The organism is Flavobacterium sp. Leaf82 (genome assembly GCF_001422725.1).
Classification (GTDB): Bacteria; Bacteroidota; Bacteroidia; order Flavobacteriales; family Flavobacteriaceae; genus Flavobacterium.
Window position 1 is genome coordinate 419913 of record NZ_LMMA01000001.1, and the last position, 17047, is coordinate 436959.

At 32.6% G+C, this 17047-nt stretch carries 18 protein-coding genes; 6 read left to right on the top strand and 12 right to left on the bottom strand.

The genetic code is table 11. From position 1 onward, the window contains the following. Nucleotides 1–239: 239 nt before the first annotated feature. Nucleotides 240–1844, top strand: coding sequence for a phosphoenolpyruvate carboxykinase (ATP) (gene pckA, locus ASF10_RS01775; protein WP_056244598.1), 1605 nt, complete (start codon nt 240–242; stop codon nt 1842–1844). A gap of 127 nt (nt 1845–1971) precedes the next feature. On the opposite strand, the gene ASF10_RS01780 is transcribed toward pckA, so the two are convergent. Both ASF10_RS01780 and ASF10_RS01785 read right to left on the bottom strand, forming a co-directional pair. Continuing rightward, nucleotides 1972–3027 carry a phytase gene (locus tag ASF10_RS01780; RefSeq protein WP_056244602.1) on the bottom strand — a complete coding sequence of 352 codons (1056 nt, stop codon included), beginning with the start codon at nt 3025–3027 and terminating at the stop codon, nt 1972–1974. Between the two features lie 74 nt (nt 3028–3101). Then, nucleotides 3102–5912, bottom strand: coding sequence for a TonB-dependent receptor (locus ASF10_RS01785; protein WP_056244607.1), 2811 nt, complete (start codon nt 5910–5912; stop codon nt 3102–3104). A gap of 237 nt (nt 5913–6149) precedes the next feature. On the opposite strand from ASF10_RS01785, the gene ASF10_RS01790 reads away from it, so the two are divergent. Further along, nucleotides 6150–7250 carry a DUF4407 domain-containing protein gene (locus ASF10_RS01790; RefSeq protein ID WP_056244613.1) on the top strand — a complete coding sequence of 367 codons (1101 nt, stop codon included), beginning with the start codon at nt 6150–6152 and terminating at the stop codon, nt 7248–7250. Between the two features lie 133 nt (nt 7251–7383). Here the strand turns inward: ASF10_RS01790 and ASF10_RS01795 are convergent, their stop codons facing one another. The 8 genes from ASF10_RS01795 to ruvC all read right to left on the bottom strand — a co-directional run bounded on the left by ASF10_RS01795 (nt 7384) and on the right by ruvC (nt 12494). Further along, nucleotides 7384–8094, bottom strand: a complete 711-nt coding sequence (locus tag ASF10_RS01795) for a PH domain-containing protein (RefSeq protein ID WP_056244615.1) — start codon at nt 8092–8094, stop codon at nt 7384–7386. A 69-nt stretch (nt 8095–8163) separates the two neighbouring features. Next, a complete protein-coding gene (locus tag ASF10_RS01800) occupies nt 8164–8535 on the bottom strand; it encodes an MmcQ/YjbR family DNA-binding protein (protein WP_056189993.1) in 372 nt (123 codons plus the stop codon). An 8-nt stretch (nt 8536–8543) separates the two neighbouring features. Next, on the bottom strand, nt 8544–8894 hold the full coding sequence (locus ASF10_RS01805) for a DUF4260 domain-containing protein (protein WP_056244618.1): 351 nt from the start codon (nt 8892–8894) through the stop codon (nt 8544–8546). After that, on the bottom strand, nt 8894–9292 hold the full coding sequence (locus ASF10_RS01810; protein ID WP_056244621.1) for a GNAT family N-acetyltransferase: 399 nt from the start codon (nt 9290–9292) through the stop codon (nt 8894–8896). The genes ASF10_RS01805 and ASF10_RS01810 overlap by 1 nt, the downstream gene beginning before the upstream one ends. A 41-nt stretch (nt 9293–9333) precedes the next feature. After that, complete coding sequence (locus ASF10_RS01815; protein ID WP_056244624.1) at nt 9334–10125, bottom strand: cyclase family protein; 792 nt, start codon at nt 10123–10125, stop codon at nt 9334–9336. A gap of 87 nt (nt 10126–10212) precedes the next feature. Beyond that, complete coding sequence (locus ASF10_RS01820) at nt 10213–10590, bottom strand: GxxExxY protein (RefSeq protein ID WP_056244627.1); 378 nt, start codon at nt 10588–10590, stop codon at nt 10213–10215. Between the two features lie 128 nt (nt 10591–10718). Further along, nucleotides 10719–11852 (bottom strand): radical SAM family heme chaperone HemW, encoded by a 1134-nt coding sequence (gene hemW / locus ASF10_RS01825; RefSeq protein WP_056244630.1) that lies wholly within the window; start codon nt 11850–11852, stop codon nt 10719–10721. 87 nt (nt 11853–11939) lie between these two features. Beyond that, on the bottom strand, nt 11940–12494 hold the full coding sequence (ruvC, locus tag ASF10_RS01830) for a crossover junction endodeoxyribonuclease RuvC (RefSeq protein ID WP_029271706.1): 555 nt from the start codon (nt 12492–12494) through the stop codon (nt 11940–11942). 119 nt (nt 12495–12613) lie between these two features. On the opposite strand from ruvC, the gene ASF10_RS01835 reads away from it, so the two are divergent. Both ASF10_RS01835 and ASF10_RS01840 read left to right on the top strand, forming a co-directional pair. Further along, nucleotides 12614–13558, top strand: a complete 945-nt coding sequence (locus tag ASF10_RS01835) for a lysylphosphatidylglycerol synthase domain-containing protein (protein ID WP_056244634.1) — start codon at nt 12614–12616, stop codon at nt 13556–13558. Then, a complete protein-coding gene (locus ASF10_RS01840) occupies nt 13555–14658 on the top strand; it encodes a glycosyltransferase family 2 protein (protein WP_056244635.1) in 1104 nt (367 codons plus the stop codon). The genes ASF10_RS01835 and ASF10_RS01840 overlap by 4 nt, the downstream gene beginning before the upstream one ends. Here ASF10_RS01840 and ASF10_RS01845 read toward each other — a convergent pair whose 3' ends face one another. Next, nucleotides 14659–15144, bottom strand: a complete 486-nt coding sequence (locus ASF10_RS01845) for a hypothetical protein (RefSeq protein ID WP_056244637.1) — start codon at nt 15142–15144, stop codon at nt 14659–14661. Nucleotides 15145–15190: 46 nt separating this feature from the next. Further along, entirely contained in the window at nt 15191–15574 is a 384-nt protein-coding gene (locus tag ASF10_RS01850; RefSeq protein WP_131726498.1) for a hypothetical protein, read from the bottom strand. A 49-nt stretch (nt 15575–15623) separates the two neighbouring features. Between ASF10_RS01850 and ASF10_RS01855 the strand changes: the two genes are divergently transcribed. Both ASF10_RS01855 and ASF10_RS01860 read left to right on the top strand, forming a co-directional pair. Then, on the top strand, nt 15624–16124 hold the full coding sequence (locus ASF10_RS01855) for a DUF456 domain-containing protein (protein WP_056245551.1): 501 nt from the start codon (nt 15624–15626) through the stop codon (nt 16122–16124). A gap of 271 nt (nt 16125–16395) precedes the next feature. Continuing rightward, on the top strand, nt 16396–16998 hold the full coding sequence (locus ASF10_RS01860; RefSeq protein ID WP_056244643.1) for a DUF937 domain-containing protein: 603 nt from the start codon (nt 16396–16398) through the stop codon (nt 16996–16998). Nucleotides 16999–17047 lie beyond the last annotated feature (49 nt).

Genomic DNA, 17047 nt, shown 5'->3' on the forward strand with positions numbered 1-17047 from the left:
ATAATCTTATTTATGTGAATTTATCTTGTTTTTTACTTTAATACGTAAATTATATAACAAATTCATTTAGTGGATTATAAGAAAACAAATTAGAAGCTGTTATTTTTTACTTTATTGAATTTTAAGATCAAATTTTACTTTATTGATATAAATAAAAGTGAAATTTAAATATTTTAAAGGTTTGATAATAAATTTATAATTTTGCTTTTTAAATCAATATCACACACAACTAAAAATTTATGGACAGTCACACAGTTTTCACGCAATCGATTTCGTTAAATGAATTAGGAATTGAAAATGCAAAAGTTCGCTACCAATTATCTGCTGATGAATTGCATGCGATCACTTTGCAAACAGGCCAAGGTGTTGAGAACTCTACAGGCGCATTGGCAATTAATACAGGCGAATTTACAGGACGTTCTCCTCAAGATCGTTTTATTGTAAAAGACAGTATTACAGAAGACAAAGTTTGGTGGGGGAATGTAAATATTCCGTTTTCATCAGAAGCTTTTGATAAACTATACAATAAGGTAACTCAGTTTTTATCAAATAAAGAAGTTTTTGTTCGTGATTCTTATGTTTGTTCTGATGACAATTATAGATTAAATGTTCGCGTTGTTACAGAAACTGCATGGTCTAATTTGTTTTGCTACAATATGTTTTTAAGACCCGAAGAATCTGAATTAGCCAACTTTACTCCGGAATGGACTGTAATTTGTATACCTAGTTTTATGGCAGATCCTGCTGTAGACGGAACACGTCAGTCTAATTTTGCGATTTTAGATTTTACTAAAAAAGTTGCACTTATTGGAGGAACGGGTTATACAGGAGAAATGAAAAAAGGAATTTTCTCGGCTTTAAATTTCATCTTACCGGTTTTCAAAAATACTTTACCAATGCATTGTAGTGCCAATGTTGGTGAAGCCGGAGATACTGCGATTTTCTTTGGATTATCAGGAACCGGAAAAACAACTTTATCAGCAGATCCTGCACGTAAATTAATTGGAGATGATGAGCACGGTTGGACAGCAGAAAATACAGTTTTTAACTTTGAAGGTGGTTGTTATGCAAAGGTGATTAATTTGACTGAAGAGAATGAACCGGACATTTTTAGAGCAATCAAAAAAGGAGCACTTTTAGAAAATGTGGTTTTCAAAGCAGGAACAAACGAAGTTGACTATGATGATGTTTCAATCACTCAAAATACGCGTGTAAGTTATCCAATAACACACATCGATAATATTCAACCAGGTTCTATTGGTCATAATCCTAAAAATATATTTTTCTTAACGGCAGATTCTTTCGGAATTTTGCCTCCAATCTCAAAACTAACTCCGGGTCAGGCAGCTTACCATTTTATCTCAGGATATACTGCTAAAGTTGCAGGAACAGAAGCAGGAGTTACAGAACCACAACCTAATTTCTCAGCTTGTTTTGGAGCACCATTTATGCCATTACACCCAACACGTTATGCCGAAATGCTAACGAAAAAAATGAAAGACGCAGACGTAAAAGTTTGGTTAATCAATACAGGTTGGACAGGCGGAGCATACGGAACAGGAACTCGTATGAAACTAAAATATACTCGTGCCATGATTACCGCTGCGTTAAACGGAGAATTGGATAATGTAGAATATAAAAATCATGCAGTATTTGGAATCGCAAAACCACAATCTTGCCCAAATGTTCCAACCGAAATTTTAAATCCTAGAAATACTTGGGAAGACAAAGATTTATACGATAAAAAAGCAATCGAATTGGCTCAGAAATTCAAAGCTAATTTCGCCAAATTTGAAGAGTTTGCAAACGCTGAAATTTTAGCCGGAGCACCGATTACAGAATAAGGAAGATTACTAATTCAAACTAAAAAAAGCTGTTCAGTGATGAACAGCTTTTTTGTTTTAAGTTTTTTGTTCCAGGTTTCAAGTTTCAAGTTCAAACTAAAACTTGAAACCTGAAACAAAAAAGCAACTATTTCTTATCGTCGATACGTTTCTGGATTAAATCCCAGGCATAATAATGAAACGTCATTCCGTTGCTCATGGCTACGAAAAGTCCGTTTTTAAAATTTCCGCCTAAATTTACACTGGTAACATCTGCACCATCACATTCAATAGTCGATGTTGGAATTTCTGCCAATAAAGGATAATCGTTTGGATTGCCCTTTGAGCCTTCTCTAGGATAAACCATAAAAGTATTGGCTTGTTGGTTAGATACTAAAATATAACCGGTAGAATCTGTTTTTTTGTAGATTGCAATTCCTTCATTATCGGCTTTGAAACCTGTTTTTCCAAAAAGAGCCATTTCTTTATTATCATTTAAAGCAGGATCGGCTTTGTATTTTCTAATTCCGAATTGTTCGTCACAATATAAAACAGTTCCTAACTCGTTGTCAACTGCAATGGCTTCGATTTCTTTTTTTCCGCTGTAAGCGCCAAACTTTCTAACCACTTTTGCTGAGGCAAATTTGCCGTTTCCTGAAAGTTCGTATTGCCATAAATAGCTTCCTGATGGTCCTGATTTTCTACCTACAATAGCAAAGATTTTTCCATCACTTTTTCGAGTGTACAAAGCAATTCCCATTGGGTCGCGTAATTCTTCACCTTCAAAAACAGCAATTCCGCCGTTGTCAATTGCTTTTAAATCAGGTAAACTAAAAATTCTTATTTTATTCGATTCACGTTCTGTCGTAACGGCAACGTCAACTTTTTTTCCGTCGATTAGTAAACCGTAAGCGATATCAACATTGTTTGGGCGTTTTAAAACTTCAGATTTTGCAACGATCTTTCCTTTTAAGTCAAAAGCATATAATGCTCCGTCTGTATCTTTATCTGTTCCCACAACAATACTTTTAGAAGAATCTGTTGGATGAATCCATATCGACGGATCATCTGTATCGTGAGGTAAAGCTTCAGTAACAATTGTTGGTTTTACTGCATTTGCAGCAACTGGTGCTAGTTTATCATCTTTACAAGCTATGAATAAAGTACTTAAAAGTAAAAAAGCTATTATAGATTTATTTTTCATTATAGATTTCATTTTAATAAAATTAGACAGAACCGCTAAGTTCTGTCTAATTTAAGAATTTTATAAATGTATTATTACAAGTCAAGTTTCAGACCAAAATTGTATCGTGCCTGATAGTATTCTGCTTGTTTAGTATGTGCTTCAACACCTTGGTAATAGCGTAATGGCTGATTTGTTAAGTTATTGGCTTCGGCAAAAACGCGAAGTTTTTTTGTAATTTTGTAAGAAGCATTTGCATCTAAGAAAAATTGTTTATCGTAATAACTGTCCTTGTAAGATTCTGAACCTAATTCATCTAAATAATCTGAAGTGAAATTAGTTGAAACTCTGGCAGAAAAACGTTTGTTCTCCCACGATAAAGATCCATTAAACATATGCGGAGTTGTTCCCGGAAGACTAATGTTATTTCTTTCGTTTCCGTCGTCGTCGGCAATTCCTTTTGCTTTAGATTTTGTGTAAGTATAGTTCAAATAGATACCAAATCCTTTCAGAAATTTACCAGGAAGAAAATCTAACTGACGTTGAAACGCAACTTCAAAACCATAAACATCAACTGTATCTCCGTTTCTGGATTGCAGGAATGACCAGTTTTCTCCAGCTGGAATTGGGTTTACCTGATTAGGGAAATCAGCGGCAAATTTTGCATCTGTATATTGATTATCGCTATAATTGTAAATGAAATTATCTAATCTTTTATAGAAAACCCCTCCAGAAATCAAACCAACAGATTTAAAATAGTTTTCGGCCATGAAATCATAATTGTAAGAGTAGGTTGCATCAAGATCCGGATTTCCGGCTGTAATTTCTTTATCAGCAGCAATGTTATTTACGTAAGGAGCCAATGCATAATAATTTGGTCTTGCCAATGCAGTCGTAACAGCAGCTCTTAAAACTAAATCTTTTGTAGCATTATATTGAAACGAAATACTAGGCAATAAATTAGTATATGAATTTGTCGTGTTGATCTCGCTCTCTAATTCTTCTTCATCTAAAACGCGATTTCCGGTGTAATCAATATGAGTATTTTCTACACGAAAACCCAAAACCATAGAAAGTTTGTCATTAAAATCCTGATCCCATCTTACGTAAGCAGCAGAGATTCTTTCTTTAGCATTATAATTTACGGCTAAAAATTCTGCAGGATCTGATGATTTATCAAATAATGCAGCATTATTTAAATCTAAACTTCCTAAAAAGTTTGCCGAAGCAAAACTTCCCGGAACATATTTACTTCCCGGATTAAAGTTTTTCCCGTCATAATAACTGTTAGGAACTTCAGATAATAATTCCATTCCGTCGTTGATTGGCTCGTAAGAATAGAAGCTGTTATTTCTTTCTTTTTCTTTCAATCGAAGTCTAAGTCCGGTTCTTAATCTTCCTTTTTCAGAAGGAATAATAGTAAATGGAAAACGGATATTAACTTTTGCTCCAAATTCACTTTCGCTCGTTTCATCTGTATTTTCGGTAACCGAATCAAATTTGAATTCATCTGTAGATTCTCCGGTTGTTGTCATTAAAGGAAATCTGATATCAGATAAATCTTCGGTCATTTCCAGTCCTTTCTGACGGTATTCGATATAACGTTCCTGCGGACGATATTCTCTGGCTTTTGCATAATTAGCAGACCAGTCTAAATCTAGTTTAGAGTTGATTAAATGTTCTCCGCGAATCGAATAATTCTGAACACGCTGATCTTCTAATCTTCTGTTTTTATTACGATTATTATCAACTCCGCCTTTTGTCTGACGTTTTACACGACCTTCAAAGCCTGTAATTTGTTCCCCGTTATAAATAGGTTCGATATCATCATAAGTGGTTCTGAAACGGTTTTCTCTATCGTCTCTCCAGTTGTAAATAGCGTTGGCAAAAATGGTGTTGTTTTCGTCAAATTTATAGTCTAACGCTACAGATCCGCTACGGCGAATACGCTGTACATCGTATTTTCTAATTTCTGAAGCTTGCAGATATTCATTTCCAAATTCATCTTTTACCCATTCGTTTTCGATATTATCAGATCCGTAATCTACATTATTATACGATCCGCTAAAAACGGCGCCAAGTTTATTGTCTAAAAAGCGATTTCCGTAAACTAAACCTGCAGTATAGGTAGCGTGTTCGCGAATTGGCATATAACCGCCAGCAAGAGTTGCTGAAATTCTTTCACCATTTGGCGTCGCTCTTGTAACTAAGTTTACAGAACCTCCAATCGCATCAGCATCCATGTCTGAGGTTAAGGTTTTGTTGACTTCGATGGTAGAAATCATATCAGACGGAATCAAATCCATTTGTACGTTTCTATTATCTCCCTCTGCAGAAGGGATTCTGTCACCATTTAAAGTTACTGAGTTTAAAGATGGAGCCAAACCTCTAATAATAATGTTACGGGCTTCACCCTGATCGTTTTGCATCGTGATACCCGGAACACGTTTTAAGGCGTCTCCAACATTGGCATCCGGAAAACGTCCCATTTGATCAGATGAAATTATGTTTCCAATATTTTTGCTGTTTTTTTGTTGATTCAAAGCTTTCGCCTGACCTTTTAGAATGTCTCCAACAACTACTTCGTTCAGCTCTGTTCCTGAAGTTTTAAGGCTAAAATCCAGTACATTGTTTTTGCCTTGCTCAACTGTAATTTCATGAGTTATGGCAGTATATCCTATATATTTTACTTCTACTTTATAAGTTCCAACATTAATATTAAGTAATTCAAAACGACCATTGTAATCTGAAACCGTGTATTTATTTTCACCTACTATTTGAATCATCGCTCCCGGTAGCGGAAGTTTGTCGTCAATATCTAATACTTTTCCTGAAATTATGGCTTTTTGAGCATAACCCGAAAAGGCTAATAGCATGAATGTTACTACTAAATAAATTTTTTTCATTGTGTTTTAATTTGATTTCCTGCGAAACTAGAACCTTAATGTTACTAAAGCCGTTAGAAAAAATTAACATAGTGTTATGATTCCTCTTTTATATTTAAAATTGATTAATGTTTAAATAACGTTTAATGAAAAAAGAATTTTTATAAGCCGCAACTAAAAACAAATCAACTATTTACCTCAGAATTAAATTTTTGGCGCTAAATTTGCCCTATCAATCACAATCAAAAATCATCAATCATGTTAAAACAATTTTTTATCGTATGTTCCGGGGCAGATCGGGATTTACTCGAAGGCTGCTCAGAAGGCGAGCAAACCAAATATGTAGGTATTGGCGCCACCGTTTTTTTTACCGCAGTTATGGCTTTCCTTGCCAGTGCTTATGCACTTTTTACTGTTTTTGACTCTATTTATCCCGCTTTAATTTTTGGGTTTGTATGGAGTTTACTTATTTTTAACCTGGACCGATTTATTGTTTCTACAATCAAAAAAAGAGATCGTTTTTTTGATGAATTTCTACAAGCAACGCCTCGTATTATGTTGGCGGTTATTATTGCAATTGTAATTTCGAAACCTTTAGAAATTAAAATTTTCGAAAAAGAAATCAATACCGTTTTATTGAAAGAGAAAAACGAAATGGAATTGGCGAATAAAAAGCAAGTTGGCAATTATTTCAAATCAGATTTAGATAAAAATAAAGCAGAGATTGCCGCTTTAAAAGCTGATATCCTTAAGAAAGAAAAAGAAGTAAATGCTCTTTACTCAACTTATATTACAGAAGCCGAAGGAACTACAGGAACTAAAAAACTGGGTAAAGGTCCGGTTTATAAAGAGAAACGCGAGAAACACGATGCATCTTTACAAGAATTGGCAACTTTAAAAACGACAAACGAAGCTAAAATCGCTGAAAAAGAAAAAGCAGGTCAAAAATTACAAGCCGATTTAGATAAAAAAGTAACACAAACCCAACCTATTATCGAAGGATTTGATGGATTGATGGCGCGTATAAATGCATTAGATAAATTGCCTTGGCTGCCGTCATTTTTTATAATGTTGTTGTTTTTGGCAATCGAAACTTCTCCAATTATTGCAAAACTATTGGCTCCAAAAGGGGAATTTGATTTCAAGCAGGAAGAAGCCGAAACTGCGATGAAGGCAACTTTAACCCAGAACAAATACCAACGTGAATTATTGGTGAAAACCAGTGCATCAATGCATGATAAAGTATATGCTGATATTGCCGAAGATAAAAATCTATACGATCTGCAACGAAAGAAAGCAACAGAATTATTAGAACTTCAGGCACATAGTTTTGTAGAAAAACAAAAAGCGACTCTTTAAGTCTTAAAGCACGAAGGTCGAAAGTCAAAAAGAATAGAAATGAGAAAGCCAGAAATAGAAAATTCTATTCTGGCTTTTTTTATTTTGTCATCGAAAACGTTAAGACTTTATGACTTTAGACTTTCAGACTAAATTACATATAACTCAATATTTCTTTTTTGTAAGCGTCATATTCGCCTTGCATGATTAATCCGTTATCAAGCAATTTTTTGTAGTTTTGTAATTTATCAAAAAGTTCTTCTTTAGATAATTCACTTAATTTACGATCTCCTGTTGAAGGTTGAGCTTGTTGAATAGGTTCAAAAGTTTCGTAAGGAGTTGTAGCAGGTATAATTTCTGCATAATTCGTTACTTCTTCAGTTTCAACCTCTTCAACTTCTTCTTCAAAATCATCTTCTGGCTGAATAGTTTGAACTGGTTCTGCAACCGGAGTTTCAGCAACAATAGGATTTTTAATTAAATCTAATTGTTCTTTAGCATATGTATAAATTTTTCTTGCCTGCGTTTTCGGAATATAATCTATCGAAATAGTAAGGTCAGTTGTAGTTCCAAAAGAAAATTCAGAACCCAAAATATTCTCTTTTACAAAAGTGCTCGTAATATCATCCCACGTATAATCTGTAAAATCCATTGAAAGACCTAAGTTTTTAGGTTTACAAATAATGATACGTTTGTTGGTTAAGATAATACTATCTGGAAAAACAGTAATTGCTGGTTTTTTTTGAACCGCGATATAACCAATTTCTTCGTTTTTCATCAATAAATCATTGAGTTTCGAAGTGATTTTTTCAATCGCTTTTGGATCTTGTTCTTCGTTCAGAAATTTTTTAAATTGTTCTTTCATGTTCTATAAGTTGCTAAGTTGCAAATTAATTGAGTTGTTCAGTTATATGATTTGTTGCAAATGTAATGCCTAATTTTCTAATTCAATAATTTCATTCTGAATTTTCTTTGTCAAACTTTTGAAAACCAATTCATACGAATGATCGATCAATTCTTTTACAAAAGCAGTCGATAAATTCCCGTTTAGTGCAATCGTATTCCAATGTACCTTACTCATATGAAACCCTGGTTTTATCTCATCATATTCTGCCCTTAGTTCCTGTGCGCGTTCCGGATCGCACTTTAAATTTACAGATGGTTCATTTTTCTCCCATTGAGATAAGGAAGATAATGCAAACATTTTTCCTCCAACTTTAAAAACCAATGTGTCTTCATCAAAAGGAAAATGTTCGCTAACGCCTTTTTTCGAAAGACAATATTCGTAATACGTTTCTAGATTCATATCATTTTCTATTTACCAATTTCGCCTAAATGAGTATACTTAAAACCTTTTTCATATTTTAAACCGTAGCCAAAAATCCGATCCATTGCCGAATGTGAAAATAAAATAATTCCGGCTAATTGTATACTTTCAATACTTAAATAACATCCTAAAGCATAAATTAAAAGTGCAATTGCTTTATGATGAAATACGTTATAAAAAAATGCACCGCTTTTATTTCCAAATAAATATCCCAACATTGAGAAATCCGGTGCCAAAATTAAAAGAGGACACCACCACCAATCAAAATTTAAACGATTGAATAAATAGATTCCCAAAATGAATAAGCTTAATTCTTCGAGTTTAATAATTGTTTTCATTATAGTTTTTTCTCCATTAATTTTTCAGGATGTTCTAATGCTGTAAAACCAAATTTACGATATAAAAAATGAGCATCAGTTGTAGCTAATCTCCATATTTGAATATTTTTGAGAATGGGTTCGTTCATCATATTTTCAATTAAAATAGATGAATATCCTTTTCCGCGATGTTCTTCTGTGATAAAAACATCCATCACGTAACCAAAAACGACATAATCGGTAATTACTCTTGCAAACCCAATTTGTTTGTCGTTCAGGTAAATTCCAAAACAAACAGAAGCGTCAATTGTAGTCTGAACTTCTTCAATAGTTCTTCCTGCAGCCCAATAAATATCTTTTAAAAAGTTTTGTATAAACGGAATGTCAAGTTTAGTTTTATCAGTCGAAACATTAATCATAGTATTCAGTCTCAGTTTTAAGTATTCAGTAAATCTAAAATCTACCCTCTAAAATCTACAATTTTGTATAATATTGGTTTACTAGGGCTTGCATCATTTTCAAACGAAGCGATTTGAAGATTTAGTATATATTCACCATCTTCGATTTCAGCTGGAGCATAAATCATTTCGGTAATTGTAGCGTTTAATCTTGCATCAGGATTTAGATTTAAAGTGTCTTTCACATTCCAAAATGCTTTGTGTGCTAATAATTTCCCTTCATCATGTTCTTTGTCAACACTTGGCAAATCGATTAATAAATGTTGAATTTCGCTTTCGCGGATGAAAACCGCAGCTTCTTCAGATAAATAAGGTGGATTTGTATTCGAGTATTTTCTTGATTTTTTGTCTTTTTGATTTGGAAGTGTTCTAATAATTAAAGCTTCAATTGTCTTGCTGAGCGAAGTCGAAGCGTTTGTCACACTGAGCGAAGTCGAAATGCTTTCTTTCGTAATCACCAAATCATCACCAATTTTTTCAGGCTCAACCGTAATTAGTTTCGCGTAAAAGAAAAACTGTTTCAAAGATTGGTTGATACTATAAAAATCGTTCGTAATATGTCCCAAACATTCCGTGTGAGTTCCATGCCCATGCGGATTGAAGAAAATATTGTTGAAATTAGTCGATGATTTTCCTTCTGAAACTTTCCCGATCCAATCGCCAAAAACTACCGGTTCAATAACTGGTTTTTCGATATACCAGGCAATCGGGTTTTCGTCTGTATTCGTTAACGGAATCGAGATATCAATTGGTTTTGATAAGTCTATTTCGAAGTTGTTTATTTTTGCTTTCATTTTACCGCAAGGTTCGCTAAGGTTTACGCAAAGACCGCAAAGTTTTTTGCTTAAAATTATTGCGTTTTTAATTTTTATTCATGAATACTAAAGATTATTTACAACTCTACGTATTCCATTTTTTATTAAAACTACATTAAAGTTTATTAATAAACCTAATTTACAATTTGTTAATTTTAAATAGGTCAATAGTTGAGCGAAATGAATTTCATTTAAAGCATCGACGGACTTTATTTCCAAAATTAATTTATTTTCAATTATTATATCTAGTCGATAACCAATATCAAGTTTTACTTTTTCATAAATTAAAGGTAAAGACTTTTGTTTTTCAATTTCTAAACCAGTATTTTTTAATTCATAAAAGAGACATTCTTCATAAGCACTTTCCAAAAGTCCGGGACCTAAAGTTTGATGAACTTTTAAAGCACAATTAAATACAATTCTTGATAATTCATTTTCTGACATGAGTTTTAATTATAAATATTAAAACTCAAATGTAATATTTAAAAGCAAATTACATAATTTTATTCTTACAAAAAAAAACAGAATTGCGACCTTTGCGTAAACCTTAGCGAACCTTGCGGTTAAACTTTTTACTCCGCATTTAGATAAAATAAGTCTGAAGCAATTCCATCTGTCAAAAATTTTCCTTTGGCCGTAGGTTTAATAATATTATTTTCGATTGAAAGTAAACCATCATTCAAAAATTTCTGAGATTGTTTTTTCAGGTAATTTAAATATTCCAAACCAAATTCAGTTTCAATTCTTTCTAGCGAAACACCCCAAATCGTTCGCAATCCCGTCATAATATATTCGTTATAACGATCACAAATAGTTAGGATTTCTGTTTCTATAGGAAGTTCATCATTTTGAATTGCTTTTATATAAAGCGAATTATTGGCAATATTCCAGCCTCTTTTTTCTCCATCGTAACTATGTGCGGAAGGACCAATCCCGATATATTTTTTCCCCAACCAATAAGCCGAATTATTTTTAGAAAAGTAATTCTCTTTCCCGAAATTCGATAATTCATAATGAATAAAGCCATTTTTTTGAAGCGTTTCGACCAGGATCATAAAATGATTCGAAGCAACTTCGTCTTGTGGTTCAGGAATTTTTCCGGTATCGATTAATTTTTTTAAAGCTGTTTTTGGTTCAACCGTTAAAGCATAACTTGAAATATGCGGAATACCAAAACTCAACGCCGTTTCAATATTTTGTTTCCACATTTCATCAGTTAAACCCGGAATTCCGTAAATTAAATCGAGTGAAATATTATCAAAGTATTTAGTTGCTTCTCTCAAGCAATTTATAGCTTCTGCCGAATTATGAGCGCGATTCATCATCTTCAAATCTTCTTCATAAAAAGACTGAATCCCTATGCTTAAACGATTTATAGGACTTTTAGATAATTCAATAATTCGTTCTGTAGATAAATCATCCGGATTCGCTTCCAGAGTAATTTCCGGATTATCTGCAACGTTATAATTATCGTATACTGTATTTATTAGAAAATTTATTTCGTCAGTAGTTAAAACAGAAGGTGTTCCGCCACCAAAATAAATGGTTTCTATAATTTCAGTTGAAAACTCATTCTTGCGCATGACAATTTCTTTGGCTAAAGCCAAAACCATATCATCTTTCTTTTTCATCGAAGTAGAAAAATGAAAGTCGCAATAATGGCAAGCCTGCTTGCAAAATGGAATATGAATGTAGATACCGCTCATTTTTAATTAGATAATTAGAGAATGTGTCAATTAGATAATTTATTCGTCGTCTACAGAATTATCTAATTTTCTAATTGACACATTTTCTCATTTACGGATTTTGTCTTCGTTTTGTTTTACAAAAGCATCCCAACCCGTATAACTTTTCCCGGCAACGATTTTTCCGGAATTAAAGAAATGACAAACTGCTGCTGCCAAACCATCTGTTGAATCCAGATTTTTAGGTAATTCTTTCAAGCCTAAAAGTTGTTGTAACATTTTAGCAACTTGTTCTTTACTGGCATTTCCGTTTCCGGTAATCGCCATTTTTATCTTTTTTGGCTCGTATTCCGTAATTGGGATATCTCTGGAAAGTCCCGCCGCCATTGCAACGCCTTGTGCGCGACCTAATTTTAGCATAGACTGTACGTTCTTACCAAAGAAAGGAGCTTCGATTGCTATTTCGTCTGGATGGTGCGTTTCTATTAATTCGATAGTTCGCTCAAAAATGATTTTTAGTTTTTGGTAATGATTGTCATATTTAGAGAGTTGCAATTCATTTAATTGCAAAAACTCCATTTTTTTATTAATGACTTTTATCAATCCAAAACCCATAATTGTGGTTCCGGGGTCAATACCTAATATGATGCGTTCTTTTGTCAAGTGATTTTTTGTTTCAGGTTTCAGGCTTCAAGTTTTTTGAAGCACGAAACTATTCATTTTCTAATTTTCAAATTGGTACATTTTCATTGCCACACTGTCAAATTGATTACTTTTGCGACATGATTTCAATTCCTCACAAAGCTAAACAATTCCTTGTTCTTCTGGTCAAACTTTTGATTGTAGGTGGTGCATTTTATTTTATTTATAATCAGTTAGCGAATAATGACAAACTCGATTGGCAAAAGTTTATTACGCTGTTTCGCAAAAATCAATCGGTTTTAGGAATTGGGTTTATATTGCTTTTAAGTGTTTTGAATCGTTATTTCGAGATTTTGAAATGGAAGAATCTAGCCAAAGTTATTCATGAAATTTCATTGGGAGAAGCAACGAAACAAGTTCTTGCGGCACTTACGGCAGGAATTTTTACGCCAAACGGAGTAGGGGAATATGCGGGAAAAGCATTGTATTACCAAAAATCAGAAGCTAAAAAAGTAGTCTTCCTGAACTTGATCTGTAACGGAATCCAAATGATTTTAACGGTTATTTTCGGGATTTTCGGGATGCTTTATTTTAATACAAAATATGAAGTACTTACAACCCAAACGATCGCTGTTTTGTTTGGAATTTTTATATTGCTTTTTGTTGTTTTATTTTCGGTCAAGAAAATAAAAATCAAAGGATATTCACTCGAAAAATTAGTTCATAAAATCAATGAAATTCCGAAACCAATTCATCGTAAAAATATTCTTTTAGGAGTTTTGCGTTATTTGGTTTTCTCGCACCAATACTATTTTTTGTTTTTAGCTTTTGATGTCGATTTACCTTATTTTACTTTAATTGCTACAATTGCTGCAGTTTACTTTTTAGCATCTTCATTGCCTACTTTTCAGTTTTTAGATTTTGCCGTAAAAGGAAGTGTAGCCATTTATTTCTTCGGAAAGTTGGGTGTAAATGAATGGATTGTTGTTTTTATCAGTACTTTGATGTGGTTTCTTAATGTAGTATTACCCGTAATTATGGGAGCTTATTATGTGTTGAATTTTAAAACGAAAACGAAAGAATGAGTTGGGTTTTATTCTCAATATTAGGAATTTATATAATTGCTATTGGAGCACTTATTTATGGTTTTTCCAAAGTAAAAAAGTACAGAAATGAAAATCTAAAACCACAAACTAATTTTACAATTATTGTTCCGTTCCGGAATGAAGCTGAAAATCTGCCGAATCTTTTAAAGAGTTTTTCGAACTTAAATTATCCTCAGGATTTGTTTAGAGTGATTTTGGTTGATGATAATTCTAGTGAAAAGTTTCAAGTTCCAAGTTTCAGGTTTCAGGTTTCAATAATAGAAAATATTCGGGTTTCGAATTCGCCTAAAAAAGATGCTATTTCTACTGCAATACAACATGTAAAAACTGATTGGATAATTACGACAGATGCTGATTGTTTAGTTTCTGAAAACTGGCTTTTGACATTTGATAATTATATTCAGCAAAATAATGTTTCTATGCTTGCGGGCGCAGTAACTTATAAATGCGAGAATTCGTTTCTGGATCATTTTCAACAATTAGATTTAACAAGTTTGCAAGGTGCAACAATAGGAAGTTTTGGACTTAAAAAAGCTTTTATGTGCAACGGAGCCAATTTTGCTTATAAAAAATCCTTGTTCGAAAACTTAAACGGATTTGAAGGAAATAATAAAATAGCCAGTGGCGATGATGTTTTTTTATTGCAAAAAGCCGCCAATTTATATCCAACAGAAGTTCATTATTTAAAGGCAAAAGATGCAATTGTCAGTACAAAACCAACTGATAACTGGAAAGATTTATTTTATCAAAGAGTGCGTTGGGCAAGTAAAACAACTTCGTATCAAAGTAATTTTGGAAAGGTTTTGGGATTGATGGTTTTTGGAGGAAACCTCAATTTTGTAATTGGATTTTTCTTTTTTATTTTCGGAATCTGGCCTTATCCGTTTTTTATTTTATTCGTCTTTTTTAAGTTTATAATCGACTTTGTTTTGCTTTATATCACAAATCAATTTATATCAAAAAGCAGAATAAAAAGCTTGGTGCTGAGTAGTTTATTGTATCCTTTTTTTAGTACAACTGTGGCTTTTTATAGTTTGTTTGGGACGTATGAATGGAAGGGAAGAAGGTTTGGAAAATAATTATTCCTTACCTTTTGCTTTAAGAATAACAGGCAGAATAAACTGAGTTTTTACCGGAAGCCCGCGTTTTAAAGCAGGATTTATTTTTGGAAAATCAACTAAACGGGCATGCAGTATGCTGTCGATTTTGATCGTGTCATAAGCGACAGAATCTTTAGGAAATTGCGGTTCGAATTTCATCGTAGCATTTGGGAAAACGGTCACTTTTACTTCAATTGTATCCAGTTCCGGGTATAATATTGAAAGCGTATCGATGTCTAGTTTTTCCTGAATAAGCTGCGCCATAACTGCAAAAAAACATTGTTGTCGTTGTTTTTTATCAGCGATTTTTTCGCAATTTACTACTGACGGATATTCGTCGACTTCTTTCCAGTTGATTGATTTTAATTCTTTTTGAAGTAACTCTTTTTCAGATGGAACCTGCTTCTCAAAATATTGACAAGAATTGAAAAATAGGATAATAAAAAAAAGGAGAAACTGCTTCAAGGTTTTTATGTTGATTGAATAAAATAATTAAAGTATAAAAATACGATTATTTTTTTTGAGAACCTTTGTATTGCAGATAATCTTCATAGCTTTCTGACATCCATTTCTCTTTATTTTGTGCAGCAACTTCCTTTTGTTCGGGATATAAAGATGATAATCTGTCAGAAAAAGTGGCGATTTGAACCGTATAAGTATAAAATTCTTGTTTAGTTAAAACAACATTTGGGTCATTTTTGCGATTAAAGTATTCAAAGAAAAGTGTATCAAATTCTTTCATGGAAAAATTTAGAACTTTTTTCTTCTTACTTTTATAAATACTATCCTGCATTAACTGATCGTCGACAGACAGTTTTTTAGTTTGTGCATAGGTGGTATCGTTGATCAAAATGATCAAAAATATAAATAATACAAATTGTAAAAGTCTGCGCATTGACTGGCTTTTTTTAAAAGTTTGTAAGTACAAAATTACAAAAAAATATATGGATTTACTATTGTTATTACTGGGTTTTATATGCATGATTGTGGGGATTTTTGGGAGCTTTTTACCCGTTTTACCAGGTTTGTCAAGTTGTTGGGTTGGTTTATTGTTGTTGTATATGACAAAAGCAGTCGAGAATAATTATTGGGTTTTGGGCATTACACTTTTAATCACGATTATTATCACGGTTCTGGATTATGTAATTCCTGCAAAAGGAACGAAGAAATTTGGCGGAAGTTCCTATGGAATTTGGGGTACAAATATTGGGTTAATTGTTGGTATTCTGGCCCCTATACCTTTTGGTGTTATTATTGGTCCTTTTGTTGGAGCATTTGTAGGTGAATTAATTTATGATTCTACAAACCATAAACGTGCACTAAAAGCGGCTACCGGATCTTTGCTTGGTTTTCTTGCTTCAAGTTTTATTAATTTTATGTTTTGTGTCGTTTTTCTAGGCATATTTTTAAGTGTCACATGGGAATATCGAAACCTTTTGTTTTAATTATGTAACAATTATTAAGCTTTTTTCTTATTTTTTGTTTTAAATGTAAAATTTACAAAAAAATAATTTTACTTTCATTTGATAACTAAGGGGTTATATTTACTGGCTAGAGCAGATTTTTTACTTAAACAACTGTTAATTGAACTCCCAAGTATTTAACTTGTTTTTTGGAAATGTTAAAATATTTTATATTTTTATCCTGATAAACGATAAAAAGCCTCACTTTGTCGATTATTTTGAACTGATTTAAATAATTTTAAACAATTTAAGTATGACTCCTAACCTACAAATCGAACTTAGACGTTTTATTTCTTCTAATGTTGTTTCAAAGTTGAACAAGTTTTATTTTGAAAATGATGCTCTTTTAATCAAGGGAATTGATGTTTCAATTGGTACAGTTTTAATGGGTTTGTATAATAGGGCCGAGGATTCGGATTTTTGTAAAGAGATTATTTCACAAATACAGGAAGACTCCACCTTTTATCAGGAAGTCGATTTTACATCCGGTCGAATTTTATCAGTAGATGATTGTTATCGTTTAGAAGGAAACGCTTTACTGAAAGAAATTTTCACCAATAAAAAAGGAAGAATTTCAGAAATGATTTCAAACGAAGTCGGAATCAAAAGTGAAACAGCAAGAGAGATCCTTAATTTTTCAGCCTTATTAGTTGCCTCTTATCTTAAAAACAATCTTCAATTACTAGAAAGTCTAAAATTACTTCTGGACGATCAAAAAAGAGATATTTTGAACAGTATTCCACCAGGAATCAAAATTATCCTTGGTTTTTCATGTTATGAATCAGTCGAAGAAAAAAACCAATCTATTGGCAGATCTATCTTCACTCTTTTTGGTCATAATTTTTTCAGTTTCTAAAATAAAAAAATCCCATCTTACAAAGTAAAACAGGATTTTATATTTAAAT

What these genes read in the sequence shown, in the direction of transcription:
- pckA (WP_056244598.1), top strand. Translation starts at nt 240, where the DNA reads ATGGACAGTCACACAGTTTTCACGCAATCGATTTCGTTAAATGAATTA.
- ASF10_RS01780 (WP_056244602.1), bottom strand. Translation starts at nt 3,027, where the DNA reads ATGAAAAATAAATCTATAATAGCTTTTTTACTTTTAAGTACTTTATTC.
- ASF10_RS01785 (WP_056244607.1), bottom strand. Translation starts at nt 5,912, where the DNA reads ATGAAAAAAATTTATTTAGTAGTAACATTCATGCTATTAGCCTTTTCG.
- ASF10_RS01790 (WP_056244613.1), top strand. Translation starts at nt 6,150, where the DNA reads ATGTTAAAACAATTTTTTATCGTATGTTCCGGGGCAGATCGGGATTTA.
- ASF10_RS01795 (WP_056244615.1), bottom strand. Translation starts at nt 8,094, where the DNA reads ATGAAAGAACAATTTAAAAAATTTCTGAACGAAGAACAAGATCCAAAA.
- ASF10_RS01800 (WP_056189993.1), bottom strand. Translation starts at nt 8,535, where the DNA reads ATGAATCTAGAAACGTATTACGAATATTGTCTTTCGAAAAAAGGCGTT.
- ASF10_RS01805 (WP_056244618.1), bottom strand. Translation starts at nt 8,894, where the DNA reads ATGAAAACAATTATTAAACTCGAAGAATTAAGCTTATTCATTTTGGGA.
- ASF10_RS01810 (WP_056244621.1), bottom strand. Translation starts at nt 9,292, where the DNA reads ATGATTAATGTTTCGACTGATAAAACTAAACTTGACATTCCGTTTATA.
- ASF10_RS01815 (WP_056244624.1), bottom strand. Translation starts at nt 10,125, where the DNA reads ATGAAAGCAAAAATAAACAACTTCGAAATAGACTTATCAAAACCAATT.
- ASF10_RS01820 (WP_056244627.1), bottom strand. Translation starts at nt 10,590, where the DNA reads ATGTCAGAAAATGAATTATCAAGAATTGTATTTAATTGTGCTTTAAAA.
- hemW (WP_056244630.1), bottom strand. Translation starts at nt 11,852, where the DNA reads ATGAGCGGTATCTACATTCATATTCCATTTTGCAAGCAGGCTTGCCAT.
- ASF10_RS01835 (WP_056244634.1), top strand. Translation starts at nt 12,614, where the DNA reads ATGATTTCAATTCCTCACAAAGCTAAACAATTCCTTGTTCTTCTGGTC.
- ASF10_RS01840 (WP_056244635.1), top strand. Translation starts at nt 13,555, where the DNA reads ATGAGTTGGGTTTTATTCTCAATATTAGGAATTTATATAATTGCTATT.
- ASF10_RS01850 (WP_131726498.1), bottom strand. Translation starts at nt 15,574, where the DNA reads ATGCGCAGACTTTTACAATTTGTATTATTTATATTTTTGATCATTTTG.
- ASF10_RS01855 (WP_056245551.1), top strand. Translation starts at nt 15,624, where the DNA reads ATGGATTTACTATTGTTATTACTGGGTTTTATATGCATGATTGTGGGG.
- ASF10_RS01860 (WP_056244643.1), top strand. Translation starts at nt 16,396, where the DNA reads ATGACTCCTAACCTACAAATCGAACTTAGACGTTTTATTTCTTCTAAT.